The 24209-nt window shown below is 70.2% G+C and carries 18 protein-coding genes; 5 read left to right on the forward strand and 13 right to left on the reverse strand.

From position 1 onward, the window contains the following. Positions 1 to 32: 32 nt before the first annotated feature. The 3 genes from ACFWP5_RS17695 to ACFWP5_RS17705 form a co-directional block, all read right to left on the reverse strand. Entirely contained in the window at positions 33 to 2015 is a 1983-nt protein-coding gene (locus ACFWP5_RS17695; RefSeq protein WP_384156632.1) for an ATP-dependent DNA helicase, read from the reverse strand. Between the two features lie 463 nt (positions 2016 to 2478). Further along, positions 2479 to 3441 (reverse strand): GNAT family N-acetyltransferase, encoded by a 963-nt coding sequence (locus ACFWP5_RS17700; protein WP_384156635.1) that lies wholly within the window; start codon positions 3439 to 3441, stop codon positions 2479 to 2481. 153 nt (positions 3442 to 3594) lie between these two features. Further along, positions 3595 to 5796: an IucA/IucC family protein gene (locus ACFWP5_RS17705; RefSeq protein ID WP_384156638.1), complete on the reverse strand. Its 2202-nt coding sequence runs from the start codon at positions 5794 to 5796 to the stop codon at positions 3595 to 3597. 623 nt (positions 5797 to 6419) lie between these two features. Here ACFWP5_RS17705 and ACFWP5_RS17710 point away from each other — a divergent pair. Together ACFWP5_RS17710 and ACFWP5_RS17715 are read left to right on the forward strand one after the other, a co-directional pair. Then, positions 6420 to 7649: a trypsin-like serine peptidase gene (locus ACFWP5_RS17710; RefSeq protein WP_384156641.1), complete on the forward strand. Its 1230-nt coding sequence runs from the start codon at positions 6420 to 6422 to the stop codon at positions 7647 to 7649. Between the two features lie 187 nt (positions 7650 to 7836). Next, positions 7837 to 9033, forward strand: coding sequence for a trypsin-like serine peptidase (locus tag ACFWP5_RS17715; protein ID WP_384156644.1), 1197 nt, complete (start codon positions 7837 to 7839; stop codon positions 9031 to 9033). Between the two features lie 116 nt (positions 9034 to 9149). On the opposite strand, the gene hflX is transcribed toward ACFWP5_RS17715, so the two are convergent. The 6 genes from hflX to miaA all read right to left on the reverse strand — a co-directional run bounded on the left by hflX (position 9150) and on the right by miaA (position 17430). Further along, the gene (gene hflX, locus ACFWP5_RS17720; protein ID WP_384156647.1) at positions 9150 to 10643 is read right to left on the reverse strand and encodes a GTPase HflX; all 1494 of its coding nucleotides are present in this window, start codon (positions 10641 to 10643) and stop codon (positions 9150 to 9152) included. A gap of 168 nt (positions 10644 to 10811) precedes the next feature. Beyond that, positions 10812 to 12341: a M1 family metallopeptidase gene (locus ACFWP5_RS17725; RefSeq protein WP_384156650.1), complete on the reverse strand. Its 1530-nt coding sequence runs from the start codon at positions 12339 to 12341 to the stop codon at positions 10812 to 10814. A gap of 179 nt (positions 12342 to 12520) precedes the next feature. Next, positions 12521 to 14668: a RelA/SpoT family protein gene (locus ACFWP5_RS17730; protein ID WP_384156653.1), complete on the reverse strand. Its 2148-nt coding sequence runs from the start codon at positions 14666 to 14668 to the stop codon at positions 12521 to 12523. A gap of 285 nt (positions 14669 to 14953) precedes the next feature. After that, positions 14954 to 15823, reverse strand: a complete 870-nt coding sequence (gene dapF / locus ACFWP5_RS17735) for a diaminopimelate epimerase (RefSeq protein WP_384156656.1) — start codon at positions 15821 to 15823, stop codon at positions 14954 to 14956. Between the two features lie 59 nt (positions 15824 to 15882). Next, entirely contained in the window at positions 15883 to 16383 is a 501-nt protein-coding gene (locus tag ACFWP5_RS17740; RefSeq protein ID WP_384156761.1) for a hypothetical protein, read from the reverse strand. 108 nt (positions 16384 to 16491) lie between these two features. After that, the gene (gene miaA, locus ACFWP5_RS17745) at positions 16492 to 17430 is read right to left on the reverse strand and encodes a tRNA (adenosine(37)-N6)-dimethylallyltransferase MiaA (protein ID WP_384156659.1); all 939 of its coding nucleotides are present in this window, start codon (positions 17428 to 17430) and stop codon (positions 16492 to 16494) included. A gap of 183 nt (positions 17431 to 17613) precedes the next feature. On the opposite strand from miaA, the gene ACFWP5_RS17750 reads away from it, so the two are divergent. Both ACFWP5_RS17750 and ACFWP5_RS17755 read left to right on the forward strand, forming a co-directional pair. Further along, positions 17614 to 17907: a hypothetical protein gene (locus ACFWP5_RS17750; protein WP_384156662.1), complete on the forward strand. Its 294-nt coding sequence runs from the start codon at positions 17614 to 17616 to the stop codon at positions 17905 to 17907. A gap of 24 nt (positions 17908 to 17931) precedes the next feature. Beyond that, on the forward strand, positions 17932 to 18222 hold the full coding sequence (locus ACFWP5_RS17755; protein ID WP_384156665.1) for an antitoxin: 291 nt from the start codon (positions 17932 to 17934) through the stop codon (positions 18220 to 18222). 431 nt (positions 18223 to 18653) lie between these two features. Here the strand turns inward: ACFWP5_RS17755 and ACFWP5_RS17760 are convergent, their stop codons facing one another. The 3 genes from ACFWP5_RS17760 to ACFWP5_RS17770 all read right to left on the reverse strand — a co-directional run bounded on the left by ACFWP5_RS17760 (position 18654) and on the right by ACFWP5_RS17770 (position 21531). After that, positions 18654 to 19379, reverse strand: coding sequence for a class III extradiol dioxygenase subunit B-like domain-containing protein (locus ACFWP5_RS17760; protein ID WP_384156667.1), 726 nt, complete (start codon positions 19377 to 19379; stop codon positions 18654 to 18656). Between the two features lie 115 nt (positions 19380 to 19494). Continuing rightward, on the reverse strand, positions 19495 to 21012 hold the full coding sequence (gene miaB / locus ACFWP5_RS17765) for a tRNA (N6-isopentenyl adenosine(37)-C2)-methylthiotransferase MiaB (RefSeq protein ID WP_384156670.1): 1518 nt from the start codon (positions 21010 to 21012) through the stop codon (positions 19495 to 19497). 114 nt (positions 21013 to 21126) lie between these two features. Then, positions 21127 to 21531, reverse strand: a complete 405-nt coding sequence (locus ACFWP5_RS17770; protein ID WP_384156672.1) for a MazG nucleotide pyrophosphohydrolase domain-containing protein — start codon at positions 21529 to 21531, stop codon at positions 21127 to 21129. 134 nt (positions 21532 to 21665) lie between these two features. On the opposite strand from ACFWP5_RS17770, the gene ACFWP5_RS17775 reads away from it, so the two are divergent. Next, on the forward strand, positions 21666 to 22664 hold the full coding sequence (locus tag ACFWP5_RS17775; RefSeq protein ID WP_384156675.1) for a TAXI family TRAP transporter solute-binding subunit: 999 nt from the start codon (positions 21666 to 21668) through the stop codon (positions 22662 to 22664). Between the two features lie 127 nt (positions 22665 to 22791). Here ACFWP5_RS17775 and ACFWP5_RS17780 read toward each other — a convergent pair whose 3' ends face one another. Continuing rightward, positions 22792 to 24204 carry an ATP-binding protein gene (locus ACFWP5_RS17780; RefSeq protein WP_384156677.1) on the reverse strand — a complete coding sequence of 471 codons (1413 nt, stop codon included), beginning with the start codon at positions 24202 to 24204 and terminating at the stop codon, positions 22792 to 22794. Positions 24205 to 24209 lie beyond the last annotated feature (5 nt).

Raw genomic sequence — 24209 nt, forward strand, 5'->3', positions numbered from 1 at the left:
GGCCCGGCGCGCCGGGCCGACACCGTCCCGGTTCACTCCGATTCGGCTTCCTCCTGCTTCGCCTTCGCATCGATCGCGGCCAACGACCTCCGGGCCTGGTTGCGGTCCGTGGTGTACCAGAAGTCGGGCAGTGACGCCTTGAGATAGCTGCCGTAGCGGGCGGTGGCCAGCCGCTGATCGAGGATGGCGACCACACCTCGGTCGCCCGACGCGCGGACGAGACGGCCGGCGCCCTGGGCCATGAGGAGCGCCGCATGCGTGGCGGCCACGGCCATGAAGCCGTTGCCTCCCGCGTCCTCAACCGCCTTCTGGCGGGCGCTCATCAGCGGGTCGTCCGGGCGCGGGAACGGGATCTTGTCCATGACGACCAGCTGGCAGCTGGCTCCGGGGACGTCGACGCCCTGCCAGAGGGACAACGTGCCGAAGAGACAGGTCTTCGGGTCGGCCGCGAAGTTCTTGATCAGCTCGCCGAGCGTCTCCTCGCCCTGGAGCAGGATCGGGTACTCGGGGACGCGGGAGCGCAGCTCCTCGGCGGCGAGTTGGGCACCCCGCATCGAGGAGAAGAGGCCCAGGGTGCGACCGCCGGCCGCCTGGATCAGCTCCGTCAACTCGTCCAGCATGTCGGCGCGATCGCCGTCCCGCGCGGGGCGTGCCAGGTGTTTGGCGACGTACAGGATTCCCTGCTTCGGGTAGTCGAAAGGCGAGCCCACGTCGACGCCCTTCCACTGCGGCAGGTCGTCGCCCGCGGTGCCCTCGGGGGCGAGGCCCAGGGAGGCCCCTACGCCGTTGAAGTCGCCGCCGAGCTTCAGTGTCGCCGAGGTCAGGGTCACCGAGCGGTCCGTGAAGAGCTTCTCCCTCAGCAGGCCCGACACGGACATGGGGGCGACGCGCAGGGAGGCGCCGAAGCGGTCGTGGCGTTCGTACCAGACGACGTCCCACTCGGAGCCGTTGGTGATCCGCTCCGCCACGTCGTGCACGCTCTCCACGGAGGCCAGCGCCTGCTTACGGACCGCGTCCTCGTCCTGCACGGACTTGTCGCGGGTGGCACCGATCCCGGAGATCACCGTACGGCAGGCGTCGCGCAGCGCCATGAGCGCGTAACCGAGGTCCTCCGGGACCTCCTCCAGGCGGCCCGGCAGAGCGAGCTCCATCAGCCGCTCGAAGCCCTCGGCGGCGGTCTGGAGCTGGTCGGCGGACTTCTCGTTGACCAGCTTCGCGGCCCGGCGCACCGCGCGGTTGACCTGACCCGGGGTGAGCTCGCCGGTGGCCACTCCGGTGACCCGCGAGACCAGTTCATGGGCCTCGTCGACGATCAGCACCTCGTGCTGGGGGAGGACGGAGGCGCCTTCGATGGCGTCGATCGCGAGCAGCGCGTGGTTCGTGACGACGACCTCGGCGAGCTTGGCGCGCTCGCGGGCCGCCTCTGCGAAACACTCCGCCCCGTAAGCGCACTTCTGGGCGCCCAGGCACTCACGGGAGGACACCGAAATCTGCGCCCACGCCCGGTCGGAGACTCCGGGTGTGAGGTCGTCCCGATCGCCGGTCTTGGTCTCGTCCGTCCAGTCGCGGAGCCGCAGCAGGTCCTGGCCCAGCTTGCTGGTGGGGGCGGCCGCCTCGAACTGGTCGAAGAGGCCCTCCTCCTCGTCCTGCGGCATGCCCTCGTGGAGCCGGTGCAGACACAGGTAGTTCGACCGGCCCTTGAGCATCGCGTACTGGGGGCGGCGGCGCAGCAGCGGATGCAGCGCGTCGACCGTGCGCGGCAGGTCGCGCTCCACCAGCTGGCGCTGGAGCGCGAGCGTGGCGGTCGCTACGACCACACGCTCCCCGTGCGCGAGCGCGGGCACGAGGTAGCCGAGCGACTTTCCGGTGCCGGTGCCGGCCTGGACCAGCAGATGGGAGCCGTCGTCGATCGCCTCCGCGACGGCTTCGGCCATGGTCACCTGGCCGGGGCGCTCCGAACCGCCGACGGCAGTGACGGCAGCATGCAGGAGTTCAGGGAGTGAGGGCTTCGTCATAGCGCGACCAGCCTACGGGGCGGGACTGACAGCCGGGCGATCAAGGCTGGGGGCAGGGGGTTGATCAAGACCGGGGGCTTTTGGATGGGGGTGGGTTTTGTTCGGGTGGGATCGGGTCGGGTCGGGTGGAGATGGGTTTGGGGCGGAGGGGGTTGGTTCGCGGCGGACGGGCGGGGGGAAATTGGGGTTGTTTTGCTTCGGTCGGGGGCTGGCTTGGTTCGCGGTGGCTCGGGTTGTTGGGGGTGAGGTCGGATTGGTTCGGTGGCTCGGATTGGTTCGGCAGGGTGATCCCGGATTCTTCGAGGATCCGGTCCGTTCGGGGTGGGAGCGGTCGGATTCGGTCGGTGGGGCCGGGGGTTGGGGCACGGAGGCCGAGGCGACGACGTCCGGAATCCAATTCGAGGAAGTGGGAACCGGATCGAGCCGAGCGGTGTACCAAAAGTGATGGCGCTGCACCGTGGCGTTACAGCAGATCGCGCAGTGAACGGTCTCGGACCATGAGGGCGGCCCGCTTTGCGGGCAGGTCGACCTCGGCGGAGAACCGGAAACCGGCGCCCAGGAAAGCGGCTACGGAAGGGGTGTTGCGAATGTCGGGTTCCGCGACGATGCGGGCGCAGGTGGAGCGCTTGTCGAGTACGAGATCGGCAACGGCCCGGAGGAGAGTGCCGCCCAGCCCTCGTCCTCGGTCGGCGACGTTACCGACGAGGAGGTGGATGCCGGTGTCGTGCGGTCGGGCGGGGTAGTGGCGGGCCAGTGGGTCGAGGTCAGCCCGGTAGATCTCCCAGTAACTCATCGGGGTGCCGTCCAGCACGCCGAGACAGGGAACGCTGCGTCCGTCGCCGGCGAGTTGGGCGCGCAGGTGGTCCTCGGTCAGCGCCTGAGGGCCGGCCAGTTCCCAGAACTCTGCGACAGCAGGGTCGTTCATCCAGCGGTTGATCAGCGGAAGGTCGCGATCGATATGGACGGGGAGGAGGTGGAAGGTGCCTGCGGGGGTGTGGGTCGGCCCCCAGTCGGCGACGCGGTCGAGGAGGTCGTCGCCGGGCGGGATATAGGAGTTGGGCGAGATGTCAGAGGTAGGCGGGGCGTCTACGTCGGGCGGGACGGCGGAGTTGGGTTGGGCCGTGCCTTCCGTGCCCTCAGGCGGGTTCCCCAGGCCGATGGTGTCGGCCTCGTCGGGGCCGGCTGTATCGGGGGCGGATGCGTGGTGGTCTACCGCGTCATGGGCTGCCGCACGGGGTGCAACCGCGCACTGAGCTACCACGTCGGCTGCGTCCGCCTCGGCCCAGAGCACGATGAACTCCTCGGGCAGACGTAGGTCGAGGGTGTCCTCCCCGTCCGTGCCTGGGCTCTGGCTCGCACTCGCGCTGACGCCCAGGTTGGAGCCAGGGACAGTCGCGGTGTCGGCGCTCGCATCGGTGGGAGGCACGGCGGCACTCCTCTCTGGAGATGGGGTGGGTCATGTTCCTCAGGGGCGAAAGGAGTTGGTGGTGGTCGGGGTTGATTGGCGATGGTCGGGGTTGAAGAGGGCCGGTGGTGATCGAAGTCGGGAGAAGCTGGTGGCGTTCGGAGCCGGTGACGGTCAGGAACGAAGGGGGTTGGCGATGGTGACGTAAACGGACTGGGTGTCGACCGGGCCGATGAGTTCGTCGAGGCCGTGCAGCCGGGTCAGCAGGTTGGCCTTGCAGCGCAGGACGGGTGAGTCGAGCAGGCGGGCCGGCAGGGAGGTGCGCAGCCGGGCAGGACCCGAGGCCACGTCGCCGAGGAAGCGACGGAAGGCGGAGAGCAACAGCCGTTCGTCGGCGAGACGTTGCGAACCGAACGCCCCGATGAGACCGAGCACGTTGTTGATCGCGAGGTAGTACGCGAAGCGTTCGTCGGTGACCTCGTCGGAGACGAAGGTGTCGCTGTGTTCGCCGATGCCGGGCAGCCGGGCGTCGAGTTCCGCGCGTCGGGATGCGCGGAAGTAGTAGCCCTGGTTGTCGCGGTAGCGGCCACCCACGGGCCAGCCTTCGCCGTCCAGCAGAAGCAGGGTGTTCTGCTGGTGCGCCTCCAGGGCGATCCCCGCCTCACTGTCCAGCCACAGCACGGGACGGACGACCTGCTCCAGGTAGCGCAGGAACCACTCGGCAGCGACTGCGCCACGCGACCGGCCGGTCCGCGCGGCGAGGTCCGTGACGACCTCGGCCAGACGGGACCGCAACAGCGGTGCGCCGGACTCGGAGTGGCTGGTGTGCGAGGTTGCCGCCGGTCCGACGACGGTGGCGCTCCGCACGGTGTACGGCCGGAGTGAGACGAGCCCGGCGATGCAGCACACGTCGTCGGACACGCTGAACGGGTTGTGCCGGATCACCACGTCGATTCCGGCCAAGGGCACGCGGGCACCCCGCTCGCCACGGCCGACACGGTCAGCACCGCTCTCTCCCGGGTCGGCGCCGCACTCGTCCAACGCGTCGACGGCCAGCCACGCCGGGTCGCGGACGATGTCGAAGCCCGGGTGGGCGGCGTGCCAGTGCCGGGACAGGCCGGTGCGTAGCAGGCGGTGTACCTCGACGCCTCGGTGGAGTTCCTTGCGGAGGTTCTCACGGCGGGAGTTGGTGATGCGGAGGCCCAGAGACAGCTTGAGCATGGCGGGGGCGCCGGATTGGTGAACGGTTCGTACGGAGGAGGTGGGGTGCCACGGGGCGCCATGGGTGCCGAGGTCCTGGATCAGACCGGCGTCGAGCAAGGCTGCGATATCCGCACGGTGTTGGATCTCGCGCCACTGCCAGGGATGCAGGGGAAGAGCGGCATGGCCCTCGGGCAACGGCAGTTCGGGGCCGGCGAGTCGGGCCGTGAGGTGAGCGGCGGGGACAGGTCGGCCGCGTTCGGTCCACGCCGAGTCGGTGGCGAGTACGGAAGGGGCGACAGCGAGCCAGCGCAGCGGGAAGGAGCCGCGCAACTCCGGTGAGTACAGGCGGGCTTCGGCCTCCGAGAGGCCCTCGCGGCTCTTCGGGGTCGGGTGCAACGGGTGACCGAGCAGAAGTGCCTGTTCGGCGGCGAGGAAGAGATCGGGGCCGTCGGCCGGGTGTGCGCGGCGGTCGGTGATGAAGGTGACGGTACGGCGGACGGAGTCGGCTACGCGGGCCACCAGGTCGGTCACGGTTTCGGTCGCCGTTGCGGTTGCGGGTGACCTTGTCGCTGCCGCTGTCACCGCCTCGTCAACGACCGGGAGGACGCCGGGAACCGCCGAAACCGAGGTGGCGCCGGGAATTGCCGATACGTCGGCGCCCCCGGCAACACGGCCGCCCCCCTGCGACACCGCTCCCGCAGAGGCAACGGCCGCTGTATCAGCACCCGTTGCTGAGCCGCCGTCGCGCACAACCGCCTCCCTGGCGAGCAGTGCCGCGACCGTCACCGCGTCGGCAGGTGGTGCGCCGTGAGGAGCTTCGGACAGATACGGAAGGCCGAAGCGGTGCCAGCCCGTCGGGGACCAGTAGTGGACCTGAGCGTGCAGGGCTGTGCCGCTGGCGGGGAGGGGGATGTGGAGGGTGCCGTTGGCGGGGGCGGGGAGGTTCGTTTCTCGTACCCAGCAACGCAGGAGGTTCTCGACGGCTGCGGTCTGGGCGGCGGTGTGCGGGTCGGGGTGCTCCAGGAGGTCGGCGGTTGTGCCTCGCGGCTGACCTACTTCTGGGCTCCGGGGCTGCTGCCGGGGAACGGACTCGGACGACGACGCCGTCAGGGTCTGCGTGTGTCGAAGGCTCGCCTCGTGGGAGTGACCGTCAGAGGTGGGTGTGGAATTCAAGACTGTTCCTCGGGAGGTGTTTCGGAGTGGGAATCATGTGGGGTCAAGACCCGGTGTTCTGACGGGCGTTGAGCTTGGCTGCTCTGCAACTGGTGCTCCAGGTCACCCGAGTTGGTGTCCGGCGGCGCTACGTTCTCCGGAGCGGTCACCTGGACGTACCGGCGACGACCGGTCGACGTACCGGCGCGGGCCGTACCAGTGCGGGCCAGCCGACGTACCGATGCACTTCCGCAGGGCACTCGCCTACCGCCCGCACCCCAACTGACGCCCCAGGGGCCCCTCGTACTGCCCGCCCACCGACCAACGCCCCAAGCCACCCCTCCTGGACCCCCAACCCACCACCGCAGACACACCGCGGAGCCCGCCCAGACGGGCGCAGGGAACCGCGCATCGACAGCAAGCTCCCCGTGGCTACCAACCCCACACCGCCCACGGGGTTACGGGTCGCCTCAAGATCCTTGCCGTGACGGAACCGTTGCCGTTCCGTGGGAAGCCCCCCACAGCGAGCGCATAGTGTGTGGTGCCGTTCCCGAAGGCCGTGAGTTCCGCGTGAACTCACCATGAGTTCCGGCTGAGATCACAGCCGTGGCGCACCATCCGTTCACCCAGGGGGAGTCAAGACCATGCGATCGATACGGCCGTCCTTCACCGCCCGTCGTGGGAGGGGCGCGCGTCGCGGAACCTCCCCCGCGCTGGCCGCAGTTGCCGTCGCCTCGGCGCTCGTGCTCACCGCGACAGCGTGCGGTTCCAGTGGCACGAAGGCCGATGGCAAGCCCACCGCGTCCGCCACCAGCAGTGACACCGGTGACGGCAAGATCAAGATCCCGGACGACATCAGGGACAAGCTCAAAGAGCACGGGATCGACATCGACAAGTGGAAGAAGGGCGCCTGGAAGAACTGGAACAGGGACGACTGGCTGCGCGAGGCCGACGACTACATCAACCCGATCATCAAGGGGCTGTGGAGTTCCGGCCGGATGCGGGACGCCAACGACCCGGACACGGGCGTCGACACCAACGACATCTCCGGTGACCAGGGTGTGACCGACCCGACGCCCACGGTGGTGGACGCGAAGGCCGTGTCGCCTACGTACCACGCCAACGCGGCGACGGCGGGCAAGGTGTTCTTCGACTCCCCCGAGGGCACCATGGTCTGCTCGGCGACGGTCGTGGAGGACCCGGCGCACCCGGGCAAGTCCAACCTGGTGTGGACGGCGGGCCATTGCGTCCACGCCGGCAAGAAGGGCGGCTGGTACCGCAACATCGCGTTCGTGCCGTCGTACAACAACGCGGGCCGGACGGCAGCGCAGTTGGAGAGCGAGACCCGGGACCAGGTCGCTCCGTACGGTGTCTGGTGGGGCGACTGGGCGCGGACCTCGCAGCAGTGGATCGACCAGGGCGGCGAGACGGGCGGGCAGGGTTCGTCGTACGACTACGCCGTGATCCATGTGACGCCCGAGAAGGGCAACGGGGGCAAGTCCCTTGAGGAGACAGTCGGTTCGGCACTGCCGGTGGACTTCAACGCGCCGGCCGTTCCGAAGGTGTCCAGCATCACCGCGACCGGCTACCCCGAGGCGAAGCCGTACGACGGTTCGACGCTGTACCAGTGCACGGACAAGCCGGGGCGGCTGTCGATCAACGCCTCGGACCCGACGATGTACCGCATCGGCTGCAGCATGACCGGCGGTTCGTCCGGCGGCGGCTGGGTGGAGACGGGCACCGACGGCAAACCGACGCTGGTGTCCAACACCTCGATCGGCCCGGTGACTTCGGGTTGGCTCGCGGGTCCGCGGCTGGGTGATGTTGCCAAGGGTGTGTACGACTCGGTCAGCAAGAAGTTCGCCGGGCAGTAGGAGCAGCGGCAGGCACAGTCGGGGGACAGACGTCGGCGGGGTGTCTCACAGGAACCTCACCGCCTCACCGGCGTTCGTCCCCAACTCCCCGGGCATAGTGGGGTGTCGTAGAACGATCAGCAGTACACGGTCAGTAGTACGCGATCGGTAGTAGAAGATCAGCAGTTTCCACGGGGGTTATCGCACCATGCGTTCCACACGTACGCCCGCATCGTCTCGGCGCGGGCGGCGCACCGGCCTGGCCGCCGCCTGTCTCGTCGCGGCCCTGTCGCTCACCGCGACCGCCTGCAACGGCGGCGACTCATCGAGCGACAAGCCCGCCGCCACCGCGACTCAGGCCTCCGGCCAGGACAAGGTCCGGATTCCGTCGTCCGTCGCCGACAAGCTCAAGGAGCACGGCGTCGACGTGGACAAGTGGGCGGACGGCGGCTGGAAGAACTGGGACAAGGACAAGTGGCTCAGTGAGGCCAAGGACTTCGTCAACCCTGTGATCAAGGGGCTGTGGAAGCCCGAGCGGATGCGGTCCGCCGAGGAGGCCAACAAGACGGTCTCCACGAAGGACGCCGCCGCCGACCAGGGCGTCAGCGACCCGGACCCGGCGCCCGTCGAGGCCGCGGCCGAGAAGACGCCGTACCACCAGAACGCGGCCCCGGTCGGGAAGGTCTTCTTCGACTCCCCCGAGGGTTCGATGGTCTGCTCCGGCACAGTCGTCAAGGACGTCAACCACCCCGGCAAGTCCAACCTCGTCTGGACGGCGGGCCATTGCGTCCACGCGGGCAAGGACGGCGGCTGGTACCGCAACATCGAGTTCGTGCCCTCGTACAACGACCTCGGTGAGTCCGCGTCCCAACTGAGCAACGCCTCAGCGTCGGAAATCGCTCCCTACGGCCAGTGGTGGGCGGACTGGGCCTCGACCTCGAACCAGTGGATCCAGGGCGGCTCGGAGACGGGCGGCGCGGGTGCCGCGTACGACTACGCCATCCTCCATGTGAAGCCGCAGTCCGGTTCCAAGTCCCTTGAGGAGACGGTCGGCGCCGCGCTCGACGTCGACTTCTCGGCGCCCTCCGCGACCGAGGTCGGCTCGATGGGCGCCTGGGGCTACCCGGCCGCGCCGCCGTACAGCGGTCTGAAGATGTTCAAGTGCCTGGACCGGCCGGGCCGGTTGTCGCTCAGCACCACCCTGCCGACGATGTACCGCATCGGCTGCACCATGACCGGCGGTTCGTCCGGCGGCGGCTGGTTCCGCGTGGTGAACGGCAAGACCGAGCTGGTCTCCAACACCTCGATCGGCCCGTCCGACAACACCTGGCTCGCGGGCCCCCAACTCGGCACCACCGCCGAGTTGCTCTACGAGAACATGAGCAAGACGTACGGCGGTCAGTGACCCGCACACACGCGCGCACGCCGAAGGCCCGCCCCCGGGAAAACATGGAGGCGGGCCTTCGGGCTGTTCTACGACCGCGTTTCCACGGCCTGCTCAACAGCCTTTGCTACGGCCGGTCAGGCCAGCGGTGCCGGGACGTACGGCGCGAGATCCGCCGCCAGTTCCTCGTGCACCCGCACCTTGAGCTGGGTGCCCTCCGGGGTGTGCTCCTCGGAGATCACCTCGCCCTCGGAGTGGGCGCGGGCGACCAGCTTGCCGTGGGTGTACGGCACGAGCGCCTCGATCTCGACCGAGGGGCGCGGCAGTTCGCTGTCGATGAGCGCGAGCAGCTCGTCGAAGCCCTGGCCGGTGCGGGCCGAGACCGCGATGGAACGCTTCTCGTTCCGCATCAGCCGCTGGAGCGTCAACGGGTCCGCCGCGTCCGCCTTGTTGATCACGACGATCTCGGGCACCTTCGTGGCGCCGACATCCCGGATCACCTCGCGTACGGCAGCCAGCTGCTCCTCCGGGACCGGGTGCGAACCGTCCACCACGTGCAGGATCAGGTCGGCGTCGCCGACCTCCTCCATCGTGGAACGGAAGGCCTCGACCAGGTGGTGCGGCAGGTGCCGGACGAATCCGACGGTGTCGACCAGCGTGTACAGCCGTCCGCCCGGGGTCTCGGCCCGGCGCACGGTCGGGTCGAGGGTCGCGAACAGCGCGTTCTCGACCAGCACGCCCGCGCCCGTGAGGCGGTTGAGCAGAGACGACTTGCCTGCGTTGGTGTAACCGGCGATCGCGACCGAGGGCACCTTGTGGCGACGGCGTTCCTGGCGCTTGATGTCGCGGCCCGTCTTCATGGCCGCGATCTCCCGGCGCATCTTCGCCATCTTCTCGCGGATACGACGCCGGTCCGTCTCGATCTTGGTCTCACCGGGACCACGGGTGGCGAGGCCGCCGCCCGAGCCGCCGCCCATCTGACGGGACAGCGACTGACCCCAGCCACGGAGCCTCGGCAGCATGTACTGCATCTGCGCGAGCGCGACCTGCGCCTTGCCCTCTCGGGACTTGGCATGCTGGGCGAAGATGTCGAGGATCAGGGCCGTACGGTCGATGACCTTGACCTTGACGACGTCTTCGAGGTGGATCAGCTGGCCCGGGCTGAGCTCACCGTCGCAGATGACGGTGTCGGCGCCGGTCTCCAGGACGATGTCCCGCAGTTCGTTCGCCTTGCCCGAACCGATGTAGGTGGCCGCGTCCGGCTTGTCGCGGCGCTGGACGACACCGTCGAGGACGAGCGCGCCCGCAGTCTCCGCGAGGGCGGCCAGCTCGGCGAGCGAGTTGTCCGCGTCCTGGGCCGTTCCCGTGGTCCAGACGCCGACGAGTACGACGCGCTCCAGGCGGAGCTGTCGGTACTCGACCTCGGTGACGTCCTCGAGCTCCGTGGAGAGGCCTGCCACGCGGCGCAGGGCCGCGCGCTCGGAGCGGTCGAACTGGGCGCCGTCCCGGTCTCCGTCGATCTCGTGGCTCCAGGCGACGTCCTCTTCCATCAGGGCATCGGCCCGAAGACCTTCGGGGTAGGCGTTCGCGAGGCGCTCAGTGTCCTGGGAAGGGGAAGAAGAGGAGGTCATTGGGTCCTTACGTCGATGGGAGTCCTGCGAAGGTCATAACGTGCGAGCGCCTCCGGAGATTCCCGGTGGCTGCCGGGTGTGTCCCCGGTGACCCGCGCCGCCGACCTGACGATGGTCGCACGGCACGGATCGCCGCGTCACTGCCTTATTTATTGCCCCGTCACCGCCTTACTTCACGGGTGCCTGCGACTTCCAGTCCGGGTGACCCGGCATCGGCGGGGTCTTCTCGCCGTAGAGCCAGCCCTTGAAGAAGTCGCTCAGGTCGCGGCCGGAGATCGCGGAGGCGAGTTCCTCGAAGTCCGCCGTGGTGGCGGTGCCGTCGTGGTGGATGTGGACCCACGAGCGCTCCAGGCGTTCGAAGGCCGGGCGGCCGATCTCCTGGCGCAGTGCGTACAGGGCCAGGGCGGCGCCGTCGTAGACGTTGGGGCGGAAGATGCTGATCTTCTGGCCGGGCGCGGGCGCCTTGGGGCGTGCGGGCGGCCCACCGGCGGCGCGCCAGCGGTCGGAGGCCGCGTAGGCCGCCTTCATGCGCGTCTCCATCGGCCTGTGCGCCTTCTCCTCCGCGTACAGCTCCTCGTACCAGGTGGCGTGTCCTTCGTTGAGCCACAGGTCGGACCAGGTGCGGGGGCTGACGCTGTCCCCGAACCACTGATGGGACAGCTCGTGCACCATGATCGACTCGACATACCACTTGGGGTAGGCGGGCTCGGTGAAGAGATCTCTCTCGAAGAGAGAGATCGTCTGTGTCTCGAGTTCGAAGCCGGTGGACGCGTCGGCCATGAGCAGCCCGTACGTCTCGAAGGGGTACCGGCCGACCTTGCTCTCCATCCAGGCGATCTGGTCGGGGGTCTTCTTGAGCCACGGTTCGAGCTTCGCGCGGTCCGCGGCGGGCACGACGTCGCGCATCGGCAGGTCGTGCGGTCCGGTGCGGTGCAGCACGGCGGAACGGCCGATGGACACCTGGGCGAGTTCGGTGGCCATGGGGTGCTGGGTGCGGTACGTCCAGGTGGTGTTCCCGCCGACCTTGTCGACGCCGGCCGGCAGCCCGTTGGCGACGGCCGTGTAGGCGTTGGGGGCGGTGACCCTGATGGTGAACATCGCCTTGTCGGAGGGATGGTCGTTGCACGGGAACACCAGGTGCGCGGCGTCGGCCTGGTTGGCCATGGCGAGCCCGTCCTTGGTGCGCACCCAGCCGCCGTCCTGGCCCTTGGCGGACACGGGGTCGCTGGTGTGCCGGACGGTGATCCGCGTCCAGCTCCCCTCGGAAATCGGCCTCTCCGGAGTCACGACCAGGTCCTCGCCGGCACTGGCGAAGGTAGCCGGCCGCCCGTCGACCTCGACCGAGTCCACGGTGCCGTGCGCGAAGTCGAGGTTGATCCGGTCCAGCGTCTCGGTCGTCCACGCGTCGATGGTGGTGACGGCCTGGAGCGGCTTGCTGTTACTGCCGGGATACGTGAAGGAGAGGTCGTACGACGCCACGTCGTAGCCCGGGTTGCCCAGCTTTGGGAAGAGACGGTCACCGACGCCCAGGGGCGTGGGCGGAGCGCTCGCGGCGACGAGACAGACGGACACGGCGGAGGCGAGCAGCGCCGCCTTCAGCCGTCGGGAGTTCCTGGTGCGCGGCCGGGAAGCCGGATCACCGGAGCCGGTGCGGGAGATGCCGATGCCGGTCGTGCCGGTGCGAGGGGTGAGCAGCATGCACCACCGCTACCAGCGCGCGCGTGCCCCACGGCGACGACTCGCGCCCGGCCCACTCGAACGGGGTCTCCCGAGGGCCTACGGGGCGCTCGGTGCACCGGGGGGCGTGGGCCGGCGTGTGTCCCGGTGCGCCGGGGGCGCTCAGGGCGGACGCGTGTCCCAGAGGGCCCGCGCCCGCCTCAGAGGGCCGTCGTGTTGTGGTGCTGCGCGCGGCTCACGTCGTAGACGCCCGGTACGTTGCGCATCGCCCGCATGAGGGTCAGGAGGTGGGCGGCGTCCGGGAGTTGGAGCGTGTAGGTGTGTCGGACGCGTTGCTGGGTCGGGGGTTCGACGGTCGCCGAGACGATTTCCGCGCCCTCCAGGGCGATCGCCTCGGTGAGGTCGGCGAGCAGATGCGGGCGGCCGAACGATTCGGCTACCAGCGTGACCCGGCACTCGGTGGTGTCGCCCCAGCGCACTCCGACCTCCGCGCGCCCCACGCTCTTCATGTGCGCCACCGCGCTGCACTCCACACGGTGGACGGTCACGACCCCGCCGCGTACCGAGAACCCGGTGACCTCGTCGGGCGGTACGGGCGTGCAGCAGCCCGCGAGCCGTACGGTCGCGCCGGGCTGGTCCACGACGGGGGTGGCGGGGCTTGGGGTGGTGGTGTCCGGGGTGTCTTCGGAGGCGGGGGGCGCCGAGCGGACGCTCTGCGCCCCGGCGTCCGCCTCCGCGCCCGCTCCGTCGCCGCTTCCGGGATGCGCCGCGATCCACCGCTGGATGGCGATCCGGGCGGCGGGCGTGTGCGCGTGCTCCAGCCACTCCCTGGAGGGCTCGGAGGCCGGGTCCTGGCCCATGAGGAGCTGGACGGTGTCGCCGTCCTTCAGGGCCGTGCTGAGGGTCGCCAGACGGCCGTTGACGCGGGCGCCGATGCAGGCGTGGGCATCCTCGCCGTACTGCGCGTACGCGGCGTCCACACAGGTCGCGCCGTCGGGCAGGCCCAACGTGCCGCCGCCTTGCCGGTACACGGTGATCTCTCGGTCCTGGGCGAGGTCCTCGCGGAGCGTCGACCAGAAGGTGTCGGGGTCGGGCGCGCCCTCCTGCCAGTCGAGGAGGCGGGAGAGCCAGCCGGGCCGGGTGGGGTCGGCGCGCTCACCGTCGTTCGCGGCCTGCTGCTCCTCCGAAGGAGGAGCGTAGGGATTGCCGAGCGCGATGACGCCGGCCTCGGCGACCTTGTGCATCTGGTGGGTGCGGATGAGGACTTCGACGACCTGGCCGTCCGCGTGGGCGACGGCGGTGTGCAGCGACTGGTACAGGTTGAACTTGGGTACGGCGATGAAGTCCTTGAACTCCGAGACGACGGGCTTCAGGCAGGTGTGCAGTTCACCGAGGACGCCGTAACAGTCCGCGTCCTCGTTCACGAGCACCAGGAGGCGGCCGAAGTCGGCGCCGCGCAGTCGGCCGCGCTTGCGGGCGACGCGGTGCACGGAGACGAAGTGCCGTGGCCGGATGAGGACTTCGGCCTGGATGCCGGCGTCGCGCAGGACGGTGCGCACCTCGTCGGTGACCTCGGCGAGCGGATCGTCCGTGCGGGAGGCGTTGTCGACGATCAACTCGCGTGTGTGGTCGTACTCCTCGGGGTGGAGGATCGCGAAGACCAGGTCTTCCAGTTCGGTCTTGAGCGCCTGGACGCCGAGCCGTTCGGCGAGCGGGATGAGGACGTCCCGGGTGACCTTGGCGATGCGGGCCTGCTTCTCGGGGCGCATCACGCCCAGGGTGCGCATGTTGTGCAGCCGGTCGGCGAGTTTGATCGACATCACGCGGACGTCGCTGCCGGTGGCGACGAGCATCTTGCGGAAGGTCTCCGGCTCGGCCGCGGCCCCGTAGTCGACCTTCTCCAACTTCGTCACGCCGTCGACGAGATAACGCACCTCGGCGCCGAACTCCTCGCCGACCTGATCGAGGGTCACTTCCGTGTCCTCGACGGTGTCGTGGAGCAGAGAGGCCGTCAACGTCGTTGTCTCGGCGCCGAGTTCGGCGAGGATCAGGGTCACGGCGAGGGGGTGCGTGATGTACGGCTCGCCGCTCTTGCGCATCTGGCCGCGGTGCGAGGACTCGGCCAGGACCCAGGCGCGGCGCAGCGGTTCGAGGTCGGCGTCGGGATAGTGGGCGCGATGCGCCTCCGCGACATGGCCGATGGCGTCGGGCAGCCGGTCGCGCGCGGTGGGGCCGAGCAGGGCGGCCCGGCCGAGCCGGCGCAGGTCGATCCGGGGGCGGGCCTTCCTGCGGGGCACTGTGTTGGTCACAGGGCCTGGGGTCGCAGGGTTCGTGGCCTCCGCACTCATGGGCACCTCCGGCTGCTTGACCGGCGGACGGGTGCCCCATGGCGTACTCGGCTCAGGGGATGGTGACGATCCCCCGTCCGGGCCGGTGCTTGATGCTACCGAGCCCACCACGTGCGACTGACCGCCTCTCGCCGAGCGTGAAACGGATCACCCATTCGAGCGAAGGTCGGCAGGTTTACGGTTTTGCGCCACGCCATATGAGGTCAGCCGTGGTTTCGAGCCGCGCCGGACGCCTGAGACTTCGGAACAGGGTGTCCGGAGCGGCCAGGACTGCGATTCACCCATTCAGCGGATGGCGTTTTCCAGCCACTCCGCGTCGATCTCGCCCTCGGCGACGATCACCGCGGGACCGGTCATCTCGATCTGACCGTCGGGCCGCTCGGTGATCACCAGCGTTCCACCGGGCACATCGACGGTGTACGTCGCGTGCGTCCCGGTGACGGCCGGGTCGGCGCCGTCTCTGCGGGCGGCGGCCACGGCGACCGCGCACGCGCCCGTGCCGCACGAGCGGGTCTCGCCGGCGCCGCGCTCGTGCACGCGCATGGCGACGTGCCCGGGGCCGCGGTCGACCACGAACTCCACGTTCACCCCGTCCGGGTAGGCGGCGGCCGGACTGAAGGGCGGTGGGGAGTACAGGTCGCCGGCCTGCGCGAGGTCGTCGACGAAGGTGACCGCGTGCGGGTTGCCCATGTTCACGTTCCGCGCGGGCCAACTGCGCTCGCCGACGCTCACCGTGACGTCTCCTTCGGGGAGACGGGCCTTGCCCATGCCGGTGGTGACGTCACCGTCCTTGGCGATGTGCATGGCCTTCACACCCGCGCGCGTGGCGATCGCGAAGTCGCCTTCGGCCACATACCCGGCTCGCTGGAGATAGCGGGCGAACACACGCGTGCCGTTTCCGCACATCTCCGCGATCGACCCGTCGCCGTTGCGGTAGTCCATGAACCACTCCGCCTCGGCCGCCATGTCCAGCGCCTCGGGGTGCGCGGCGGACCGCACGACGTGCAGCAGTCCGTCGCCGCCGATGCCCGCGCGGCGGTCGCACAGGGCGGCCACGGCGGCCGGGGAGAGGTCGATGGCGTTCTCGGGGTCCGGGACGATCACGAAGTCGTTCTCGGTGCCGTGCCCCTTGAGGAAGGCGATCCGCGTGCTCATTCCTCGATCGTACGGGGTGGCTATGACAACCCGATGACCCCGGTGACCGGCCTCGGCCGCTAGCGGAGCCTGGCCACGCGCCACACGGCCAGGACCACCACTAGGGCCACCACCAGGGCGTACGCGATGACGACACGCCAGTCCGGGCGGCGCCCGGAGCCGCGCTGCGGGAAGCCGGGCCAGGTGTAACCGACGCGGCGGGCGGCCGTCGTGCCCCAGCCGGCCGCGCAGGAGCAGATGAGCAGGCCGAGCATGGCGACCACGGCCCCACTGTCGCCGAAGTCGAAGGCGAGCGGGAAGGCGAACATCAGGGAGCCGACCGCGGCCAGCGCCACGATGGGGGCGAGCTGCCAGATGCGCAGACGGCGCTGCGGGCGGAGCTCGACCTCGACCTCGGGTCCGGCGAACATCTCGTCGGGATCAGGACCGTCGGCGGTCACACCGCCCTGGGTCTCGTCCGGGCCGTCCGGGCTCAGCCGGCCGTCGCCCTCTTCCGGTTCACCACGGTCCGCGGTGACCTGCTCGATGCCTTCTGCGGTGTCGCGAGGGCCGGCCTCCATCGCCACGCGCCCTCCCAACTCGGACTCCACTTGGTCGATCGAAGCTCGATGATGGCACGCCCCCGGAGGCCCGAACCGCGGCCGGAGCGTCCCGATGCCATGACGTGATCAGGCTGTGACCGGTCGTTCGACCAACGCCAGTGCCAGGTGCGGAAGTTCTGTGAGATCCGCCGCAGCCCCACTCAACCAGTGCACCCGCGGATCGCGCCTGAACCACGAATCCTGACGGCGCGCGAAGCGCTTGGTGGCACGCACGGTCTCCGCACGCGCCTCTTGTTCCGTGCACTCCCCCGCGAGCGCCGAGAGCACCTGCTGATAGCCGAGCGCGCGGGACGCCGTGACCCCCTCGCGCAGCCCGCGCGCCTCCAGCTCCCGCACCTCGTCCACGAGCCCGGCGCTCCACATCCGGTCGACCCGGCGCGCGATGCGCTCGTCGAGTTCGGGGCGCGCCACGTCGACGCCGATCTGGACGGTGTCGTAGATCGAGTCGTGTCCGGGGAGGTTGGCGGTGAAGGGTTTGCCGGTGATCTCGATCACCTCCAGGGCCCGGACGATACGGCGGCCGTTGCTGGGCAGGATCGCGTGCGCGGCCTCGGGGTCGGCGGCGGCCAGGCGGGCGTGCAGGGCGCCGGAGCCGCGCAGGGCGAGTTCCTCCTCCAGGCGGGCCCGGACCTCGGGGTCGGTGCCGGGGAACTCCAGGTTGTCGACGGCCCCGCGCACGTACAACCCGGAGCCGCCGACCAGGATCGGCCAGCGTCCCTCGGCGAGCAGGGCGTCGATGCGCTCACGGGCGAGCCGCTGGTACTCGGCGACGGACGCCGTGACCGTGACGTCCCAGATGTCCAGGAGGTGGTGCGGGACGCCGTCGCGCTCCTCGGGCGTCAGCTTGGCGGTGCCGATGTCCATCCCTCGGTAGAGCTGCATGGAGTCGGCGTTGACGACCTCGCCACCTAGGCGCTGGGCCAGGAAGACGCCCAGATCGGACTTTCCGGCCGCGGTCGGTCCGACGACGGCGATGACTCGGGGGGCGGGGGGTGCGCTGCTCACGTTCCCAGTCTCGCAAACGTCGGACCCTCGCCTCGAACGAGTTACGTGACAGCACGCGCGCGGGGTCGTTGCCCGTTGCGAGGTAACCCGCCGCCGGTTCCGGGAGGCGGTGACCCGGGCGACGCAAACGGACGCACCGGGCTACGCGGGATTTCGCCCGCACGAGTAACGTATGGAGTTGATATGGGCGTTTTTGACCGGTTTCTTCGGAGGTCGAAGGCTACGGAGGAGGCGTCAACCGCCGAAGCACAGGCCGACGCGCAGACGACCGAGCCCCTGACGGCTGAGGCGGCGGACGAGGCGACGGAGACCGAGGCGGGGACGGAGACGGGGAGCGAGGACACGGCGGAGATGACGGCGACGGAGGCCGTCGAAGCCGCCGAGGCCGCGGATGGTGTCGACAGCGTCGAGATCCCCAAGCAGCAGTCCGCCGAAGTCGCCGCCGACAACGAGGCCGGTGAAGGCGCCCGCACATAACTGCCCCGCGTGGGAAGGTGAACCATGGGTCTGATGGACAGTTTCAAGGCCAAACTCGCCCCGGCGAAGGACAAGGTCTCGGGCCTCGCGCAGCAGCACGGAGGCAAGATCGAGAACGGCCTGGACAAGGCCGCGAAAATGGTCGACGAGAAAACCAAGGGCAAGTACAGCGACAAGATCCAGACGGGCACGGGCAAGGCCAAGGACGCCATGGACCGACTCGCGCACCAGGGCGACACGGGAAGCACTGGGAGCACGGGGGCGGAGGGCAGCGGCACCACCACGCCGCCTGGCTCGGCCCCGCCGGCTTCCTGAACGGCACCTGCACATCGATCGGCGGACGGCCGCGGGGCGTATGGCTCCACGGCCGTCCGCCGTTTCGTGGGGGGCGGTTCGGACATCGGAGATGCGTTCAATTCAGGGAGGGTCGAGTGGACGCGGTTCAGGGGCGCTACGGCCGTCTCGCGCGCGTCTGCGGCCTACGGGCCTGCGTGACGACGGCGACGAAGACGGCGTACGGATGGGTGCCACGGACGCCGCGTGCAGGCGCGTGCCCCGCCCGCCCGCTGGCCACAGAGGGGCCGCCTTCCTACGGTGCTCGCGTCGCTGCCACACGGGGCGTAACGCACGCCACGCGGCACCTGCCTCGGCGACGCACAGCCCACCCTGCGCCCCACCGGCGACGCTGAGACCACCCACGGGCAACGTCACACAGGGCAAGCCACCCTCGCCCCACACGCCCGCGCCTACGACCAGGTAGCAACCACGTACCCGACCCCATACGGCGCGTCCTCGTACAGCAGCGCACCGCCGAGGTCCGCGCCCTCAGCCGCGCCCGCGAGGACCTGCCAAGGCGCGCGTCCGGACGCCTTCAACTCGTACGCCAGCTCGGCGTCCAGCGCCTTGACGGCCGCCACGTCCGCCGCCCCCAGCGCCCGCGCGACCTCCGCGTCGAAGGGTGCCGCCCGCTCGTCGAGATAGCCCGGCGCCTTCAGCGTCCGGCACGCGCTGGCGTCGCCCATCACCAGCAGCGCGACCCGGTCGGCCTGCGCGACGATGTCCCTCCCGGTTTGAATACACCGCTCGGCCTCAAGAGGTTCCCCCACGCCGAGTCCCCCGATCGGGGCGTCGGACCATCCGGTCCGCTCCAGCAGCCACGCGGCGACGGCGAGCGAGGGCGGAAGCTCACGCTCCGACGCCGTACCTCTGCCCCCGTTCCCGTCCCCGCCCAGCCGTACGTCGAGGTCCACGCCGAAGCCTCGGAACGAACCCCGGGTGCCCTCAGGATGCGGCCCGCGCCCGCTCTGCTCGGCGGGCCCGACGACCACCAGGCGGTCGGGCCGCGCGGCGGCGAGCACACCCAGTGCGTCGGTGCACGCGGCCCGCGCGGCGGCCAGTTCGGGCGCGGCACCTGCGGCGACGTCGGGGACGAGAAGCGGCGGGCAGGGGCAGACGGCAGCGGCTACGAGCATGGCCGGAACACTAACAAGGCGCCCCGACACGTCACGCGGACAGGCGGACAGTCCGCATGGCCACGCCGTCGACTCGACGTCGACCCGGCGTCGCGCTCAGCGGGGCGCGACAACCTCAGTCGCAGCCGCAACCGCTCCCCGTGGCGACCGGCAGCGGTGCGGGTGCGCCGATCTTCGGCAGGCCCAGCATCACGCCGGCTGGCTTGACGGCCTCGGCCGCGTTCCGCTTCTCCCACGCGTCGCCCGCGCGCGTGGGGCGCACGTTCAAGGTGGGGCCCTCGGCGAGGAGGTGGTGCGGGGCGGCGTACGTGATCTCGACCGTCACGACGTCACCGGGGCGGACCTCCTGGTCCGGCTTGGTGAAGTGGACGAGGCGGTTGTCCGGGGCGCGCCCGGAGAGGCGGTGGGTGGCGCCGTCCTTGCGGCCCTCGCCCTCGGCGACCATCAGCTCCAGGGTGCGGCCGACCTGCTTCTTGTTCTCGTCCCAGGAGATCTGCTCCTGGAGGGCGACGAGACGCATGTAGCGCGTCTGGACGACCTCCTTGGGGATCTGGTTCTCCATGGTCGCGGCCGGGGTGCCGGGCCGCTTGGAGTACTGGAACGTAAACGCTTGCGCGAAGCGCGCCTCCCGGACCGCGTGCATCGTCTGCTCGAAGTCCTCCTCGGTCTCCCCGGGGAAGCCCACGATGATGTCGGTGGTGATGGCGGCGTGCGGGATGGACGCGCGGACCTTTTCGATGATCCCCAGGTAGCGCTCCTGGCGGTAGGACCGGCGCATGGCCTTGAGGATCGGGTCGGAGCCGGACTGCATGGGCATGTGCAGCTGCGGCATCACGTTCGGCGTCTCGGCCATCGCGGCGATGACGTCGTCGGTGAAGTCGCGCGGGTGCGGGGAGGTGAACCGGACGCGCTCCAGGCCCTCGATCGCGCCACACGCGCGGAGCAGCTTGCTGAAGGCCTCGCGGTCGCCGATGTCGGAGCCGTACGCGTTGACGTTCTGGCCGAGCAGCGTGATCTCGGAGACGCCCTCGCCGACCAGGGCCTCGATCTCGGCGAGGATGTCGCCGGTGCGGCGGTCCTTCTCCTTGCCGCGCAGCGCCGGGACGATGCAGAAGGTGCACGTGTTGTTGCAGCCGACGGAGATCGACACCCAGGCCGCGTAGGCGCTCTCACGCCGGGTCGGCAGCGTCGAGGGGAAGGCCTCCAGGGACTCCGCGATCTCGACCTGCGCCTCCTCCTGCACGCGCGCACGTTCCAGCAGGACCGGCAGCTTGCCGATGTTGTGCGTGCCGAAGACGACGTCCACCCAGGGCGCCTTCTTCACGATGGTGTCGCGGTCCTTCTGGGCGAGGCAGCCGCCGACGGCGATCTGCATCCCGGGGCGCTTGGTCTTCATCGGAGCGAGGCGGCCGAGGTTGCCGTAGAGCCGGTTGTCGGCGTTCTCGCGCACGGCGCAGGTGTTGAAGACGACGACATCCGCGTCCCCGTCCGAACCCTCGGGCGCGCGCACATAACCGGCACCCTCCAGGAGACCGGAGAGCCGCTCGGAATCGTGAACGTTCATCTGGCACCCATAAGTGCGCACTTCGTACGTTTTGACGTCCACTGCCCCGCTCCGGTCACCGCTGCTCATGTGACAAGGGTAGGCGGTTCAGGGAGTGGCTCTTCCGGCGGCCGAGAACCGCCGTGCCTCATGCGCCCCGCTCTACGGGCGGAAGCCGGCCGGCACCACCACCCGGCAGGCCGGTCACTCCCCTCCGGTGCCCCACCCCTGCCTGCGCAGCACTCCCGACACATCCGGCGCCTCGTAGTGCTCCCCCTTGAGCACCTTGCCGTCGGCCCGGCGGGCGACCTCGCCGTCCGGACCGATCTTGGTCATGTTGGCGCGGTGGATCTCTGCGATCACCGCGTCGAGGTCGACGCCGTGGACGAGGGCCGTGCCGTACGCGACGTAGACGACGTCGGCCAGCTCGTGCGCCAGCCGGTCGAGGGGGCCGCTCACCGAGACCTCGGCGACCTCCGCGGCCTCCTCGGCGAGCAGTTCGCCCCGGTGGGCGGCGAGGTCGGGGGCGACCTCGGTGGGTGTTCTGCGGGCGTCGAGCCCGAAGGCCAGGTGGAATTCGCGGACCAGGTCGGCGGGCGAAGAACTCATGCGGCGACCCTAGTGGCCGCCACTCACCGGTTCCGGTCAGCCTCCGTCGATTCCCTCCGCCCCGATCCGCCCTACCGCCGCGAGCCCCGCCCCGCCCTGGTCAGCACCGCGCACAGGCTGGCAGGATCGCGCGCATGCTCAAGGTGTTCTCCCGTATCAGCAGGCGCCGGGCCCTCCAGGGCGCGGCCGCCGGCTTCGTCGCGTTCGGGCTGTTGCTGTGGTGGCTGATGCCCCTGGGCGACGAGCCGCCGACCGGGACGGTCACCTTCAGCACCGGGACCCCGCTCGGGGTCTACCAGGAGTACGGCAAGCTCCTGCGCACCGAGCTGGACAAGGACATGCCGGGTCTCACGGTGAAGCTCGTGAACAGCGACGGGTCGCAGGAGAACGTCGCGCGCGTGGCGACCGGCCACGCCGACTTCACCATCGCAGCGGCCGACGCGGTGGGGACGTACGAAATGGAAGGCAAGCCCGGTGCGGCCGGGCTGCGCGGGGTCGCGCGCCTCTACGACGACTACGTCCAGCTCATTGTTCCGCACGACTCGGACATCGACTCGGTCAGCGATCTGCGGGGCAAGCGGGTGGCCATAGGGCCGGACCGCTCGGGTGTGCGACTGATCGCCGACCGGGTACTGACGGCGGCCGGCATCGACCCGAAGAAGGGCATCGAGCCGGTGGCGGCCGGTATCGACACCGGACCGGACCTGCTCAGGCGGGGCAAGATCGACGCGTTCTTCTGGTCGGGCGGGCTGCCGACGGACGGCCTGAAGGACCTTGCCAAGAACTACGCGTTCCGGTTCGTGCCGATCGAGGCGACTCTCGTGGCCAAGATGCACGAGCAGGGCGACGCCACCCGCTACTACCGCGCCACCAACATGCCGGAGTCGGCCTACCCCACCATCCAGCGGGGGTCCACCGTTCCGACGATCGCCGTGTCCAACCTGCTGATGACCCGCAAGGACATGAACGCCCGGCTCACCGAGTGGATCACCAAGACCGTGATCAAGAGCCGCGACGGCATCGGCAAGCGCGTCCACTCCGCGCAGCTGGTGGACCTGCGCACGGCGATCTACACCGACCCCCTGGCCCTGCACGAGGGCGCCCGGCGCTACTACCGCTCCGTCAAGCCGTAGAGCCGGGCCTCAGGGCCTCAGGGCCCACCGCAGACCCTGGGCCGCCCGCTCAGGCCCGGGGGCTCAACACAGGCCCCTGGGGCGCCCGTTCAGGCAGCAGGACCTCACGGGGCCCCTGACCGCCCGTTCAGGCCGCAGGACCGCTCCTGGGCACCCACACGGTTACCTTGAGGCCGTGCGGCTCGTGGTGGTCGTACGTGAGGGAGCCGCCGCCCGCGGCCAGCAGGACCTGGGAGATGGACAGGCCGAGGCCGGAGCCGTTGATGTTCTGGTGGCGGCCGCTGCGCCAGAAGCGGTCGCCGACGCGGGCGAGTTCGTCCTCGGTGAGGCCCGGGCCGTGGTCCGTGACGACGACGGTCGAGGTCTCGCCGTTCGACGCGACCGTCACCTCGACGGACTCGTCCTCGGGCGTGAACTTCACCGCGTTGTCGATCACCGCGTCCAGGGCGCTGGACAGCGTGATCGGGTCGGCCCAGGCCGTGGTGGGCGGGCAACTGCCCACCAGGCGCACGCCCTTGGCCTCGGCGGTCGGTGCCCAGGCCGCGACGCGCTCGGCGGTCAGCGCGCCGATGTCGGTGATCCTGAGATCCGCGTCCGCGTGCTCGGCGAGGGCCAGGTCGAGCAGGTCGTCCAGGACCTGGGTCAGGCGTTTGCCCTCGGTGCGGACCGAGGCGATCTCGTCGTTGTCCTCCGGCAGTTCGAGTGCGAGCAGTTCGATGCGCAGCAGCAGCGCCGAGAGCGGGTTGCGCAACTGGTGCGAGGCGTCGGCGACGAAGGCGCGCTGCTGCTCCAGCACGTCCTCGACGTTGTCCGCCATCTCGTTGAACGAGCGGGCCAGGCGCTGGAGTTCCGGTGGCCCGCCGGCGGCCGCGACCCGGGACTTGAGGCGTCCGGTGGCGATGTCGTGGGTGGTGGCGTCGAGGACCCGTACGGGTCGCAGGACCCAGCCGGTCAGCCGTAGGGCCGCGCCTACGGCGAGCAGCATCGCGGCGATCTCGCCGGCGCCGATCGTCAGCCAGCCGCGCAGGGTCCGTGAACGCATCGGCCCGGTGGGCGAGTCGGTGACCACGACCGCGATGACGTCGCCGTCCCGGATGACCGGCGAGGCGACGACCAGGCGGTTGCGCTGCCAGGGCCAGACCTGTTCCGGGTCGTGGCTGCGGCGGCTGAGGAGTGCCTCGGCGAACGCGTCGCGCACCTCGCCCGTCTTCGGCAGCAGGAAGTCGTCCGGCGCGTTCGCCATGGAGATGTCGGTGCGGTAGAAGACGCCCGCGCGGATGCCGTAGACCTCGTAGTAGCTGGCCAGTTCGCGGTCCAGGGTCTCCTGGCGCTCGTCCGGAACCGTGTTGGCGGGGCGTGATCCCGTGGGCACATCGCTGACGAACTGGGCGAGGGCCGCGAACCGCGCGGTGTCGTCGATGCGGTCGACGATCACCTTCTGCTGCTGCGCCGCGGCCGTGCTGATGGCGAGCGGCACGCCGAGCGCCAGCAGTACGGCCGCCATCAGGACGATGAGCAGCGGGAGAAGACGTGTGCGCACCCGTG

The organism is Streptomyces sp. NPDC058469, assembly GCF_042721125.1.
Lineage (GTDB): Bacteria > Actinomycetota > Actinomycetes > Streptomycetales > Streptomycetaceae > Streptomyces.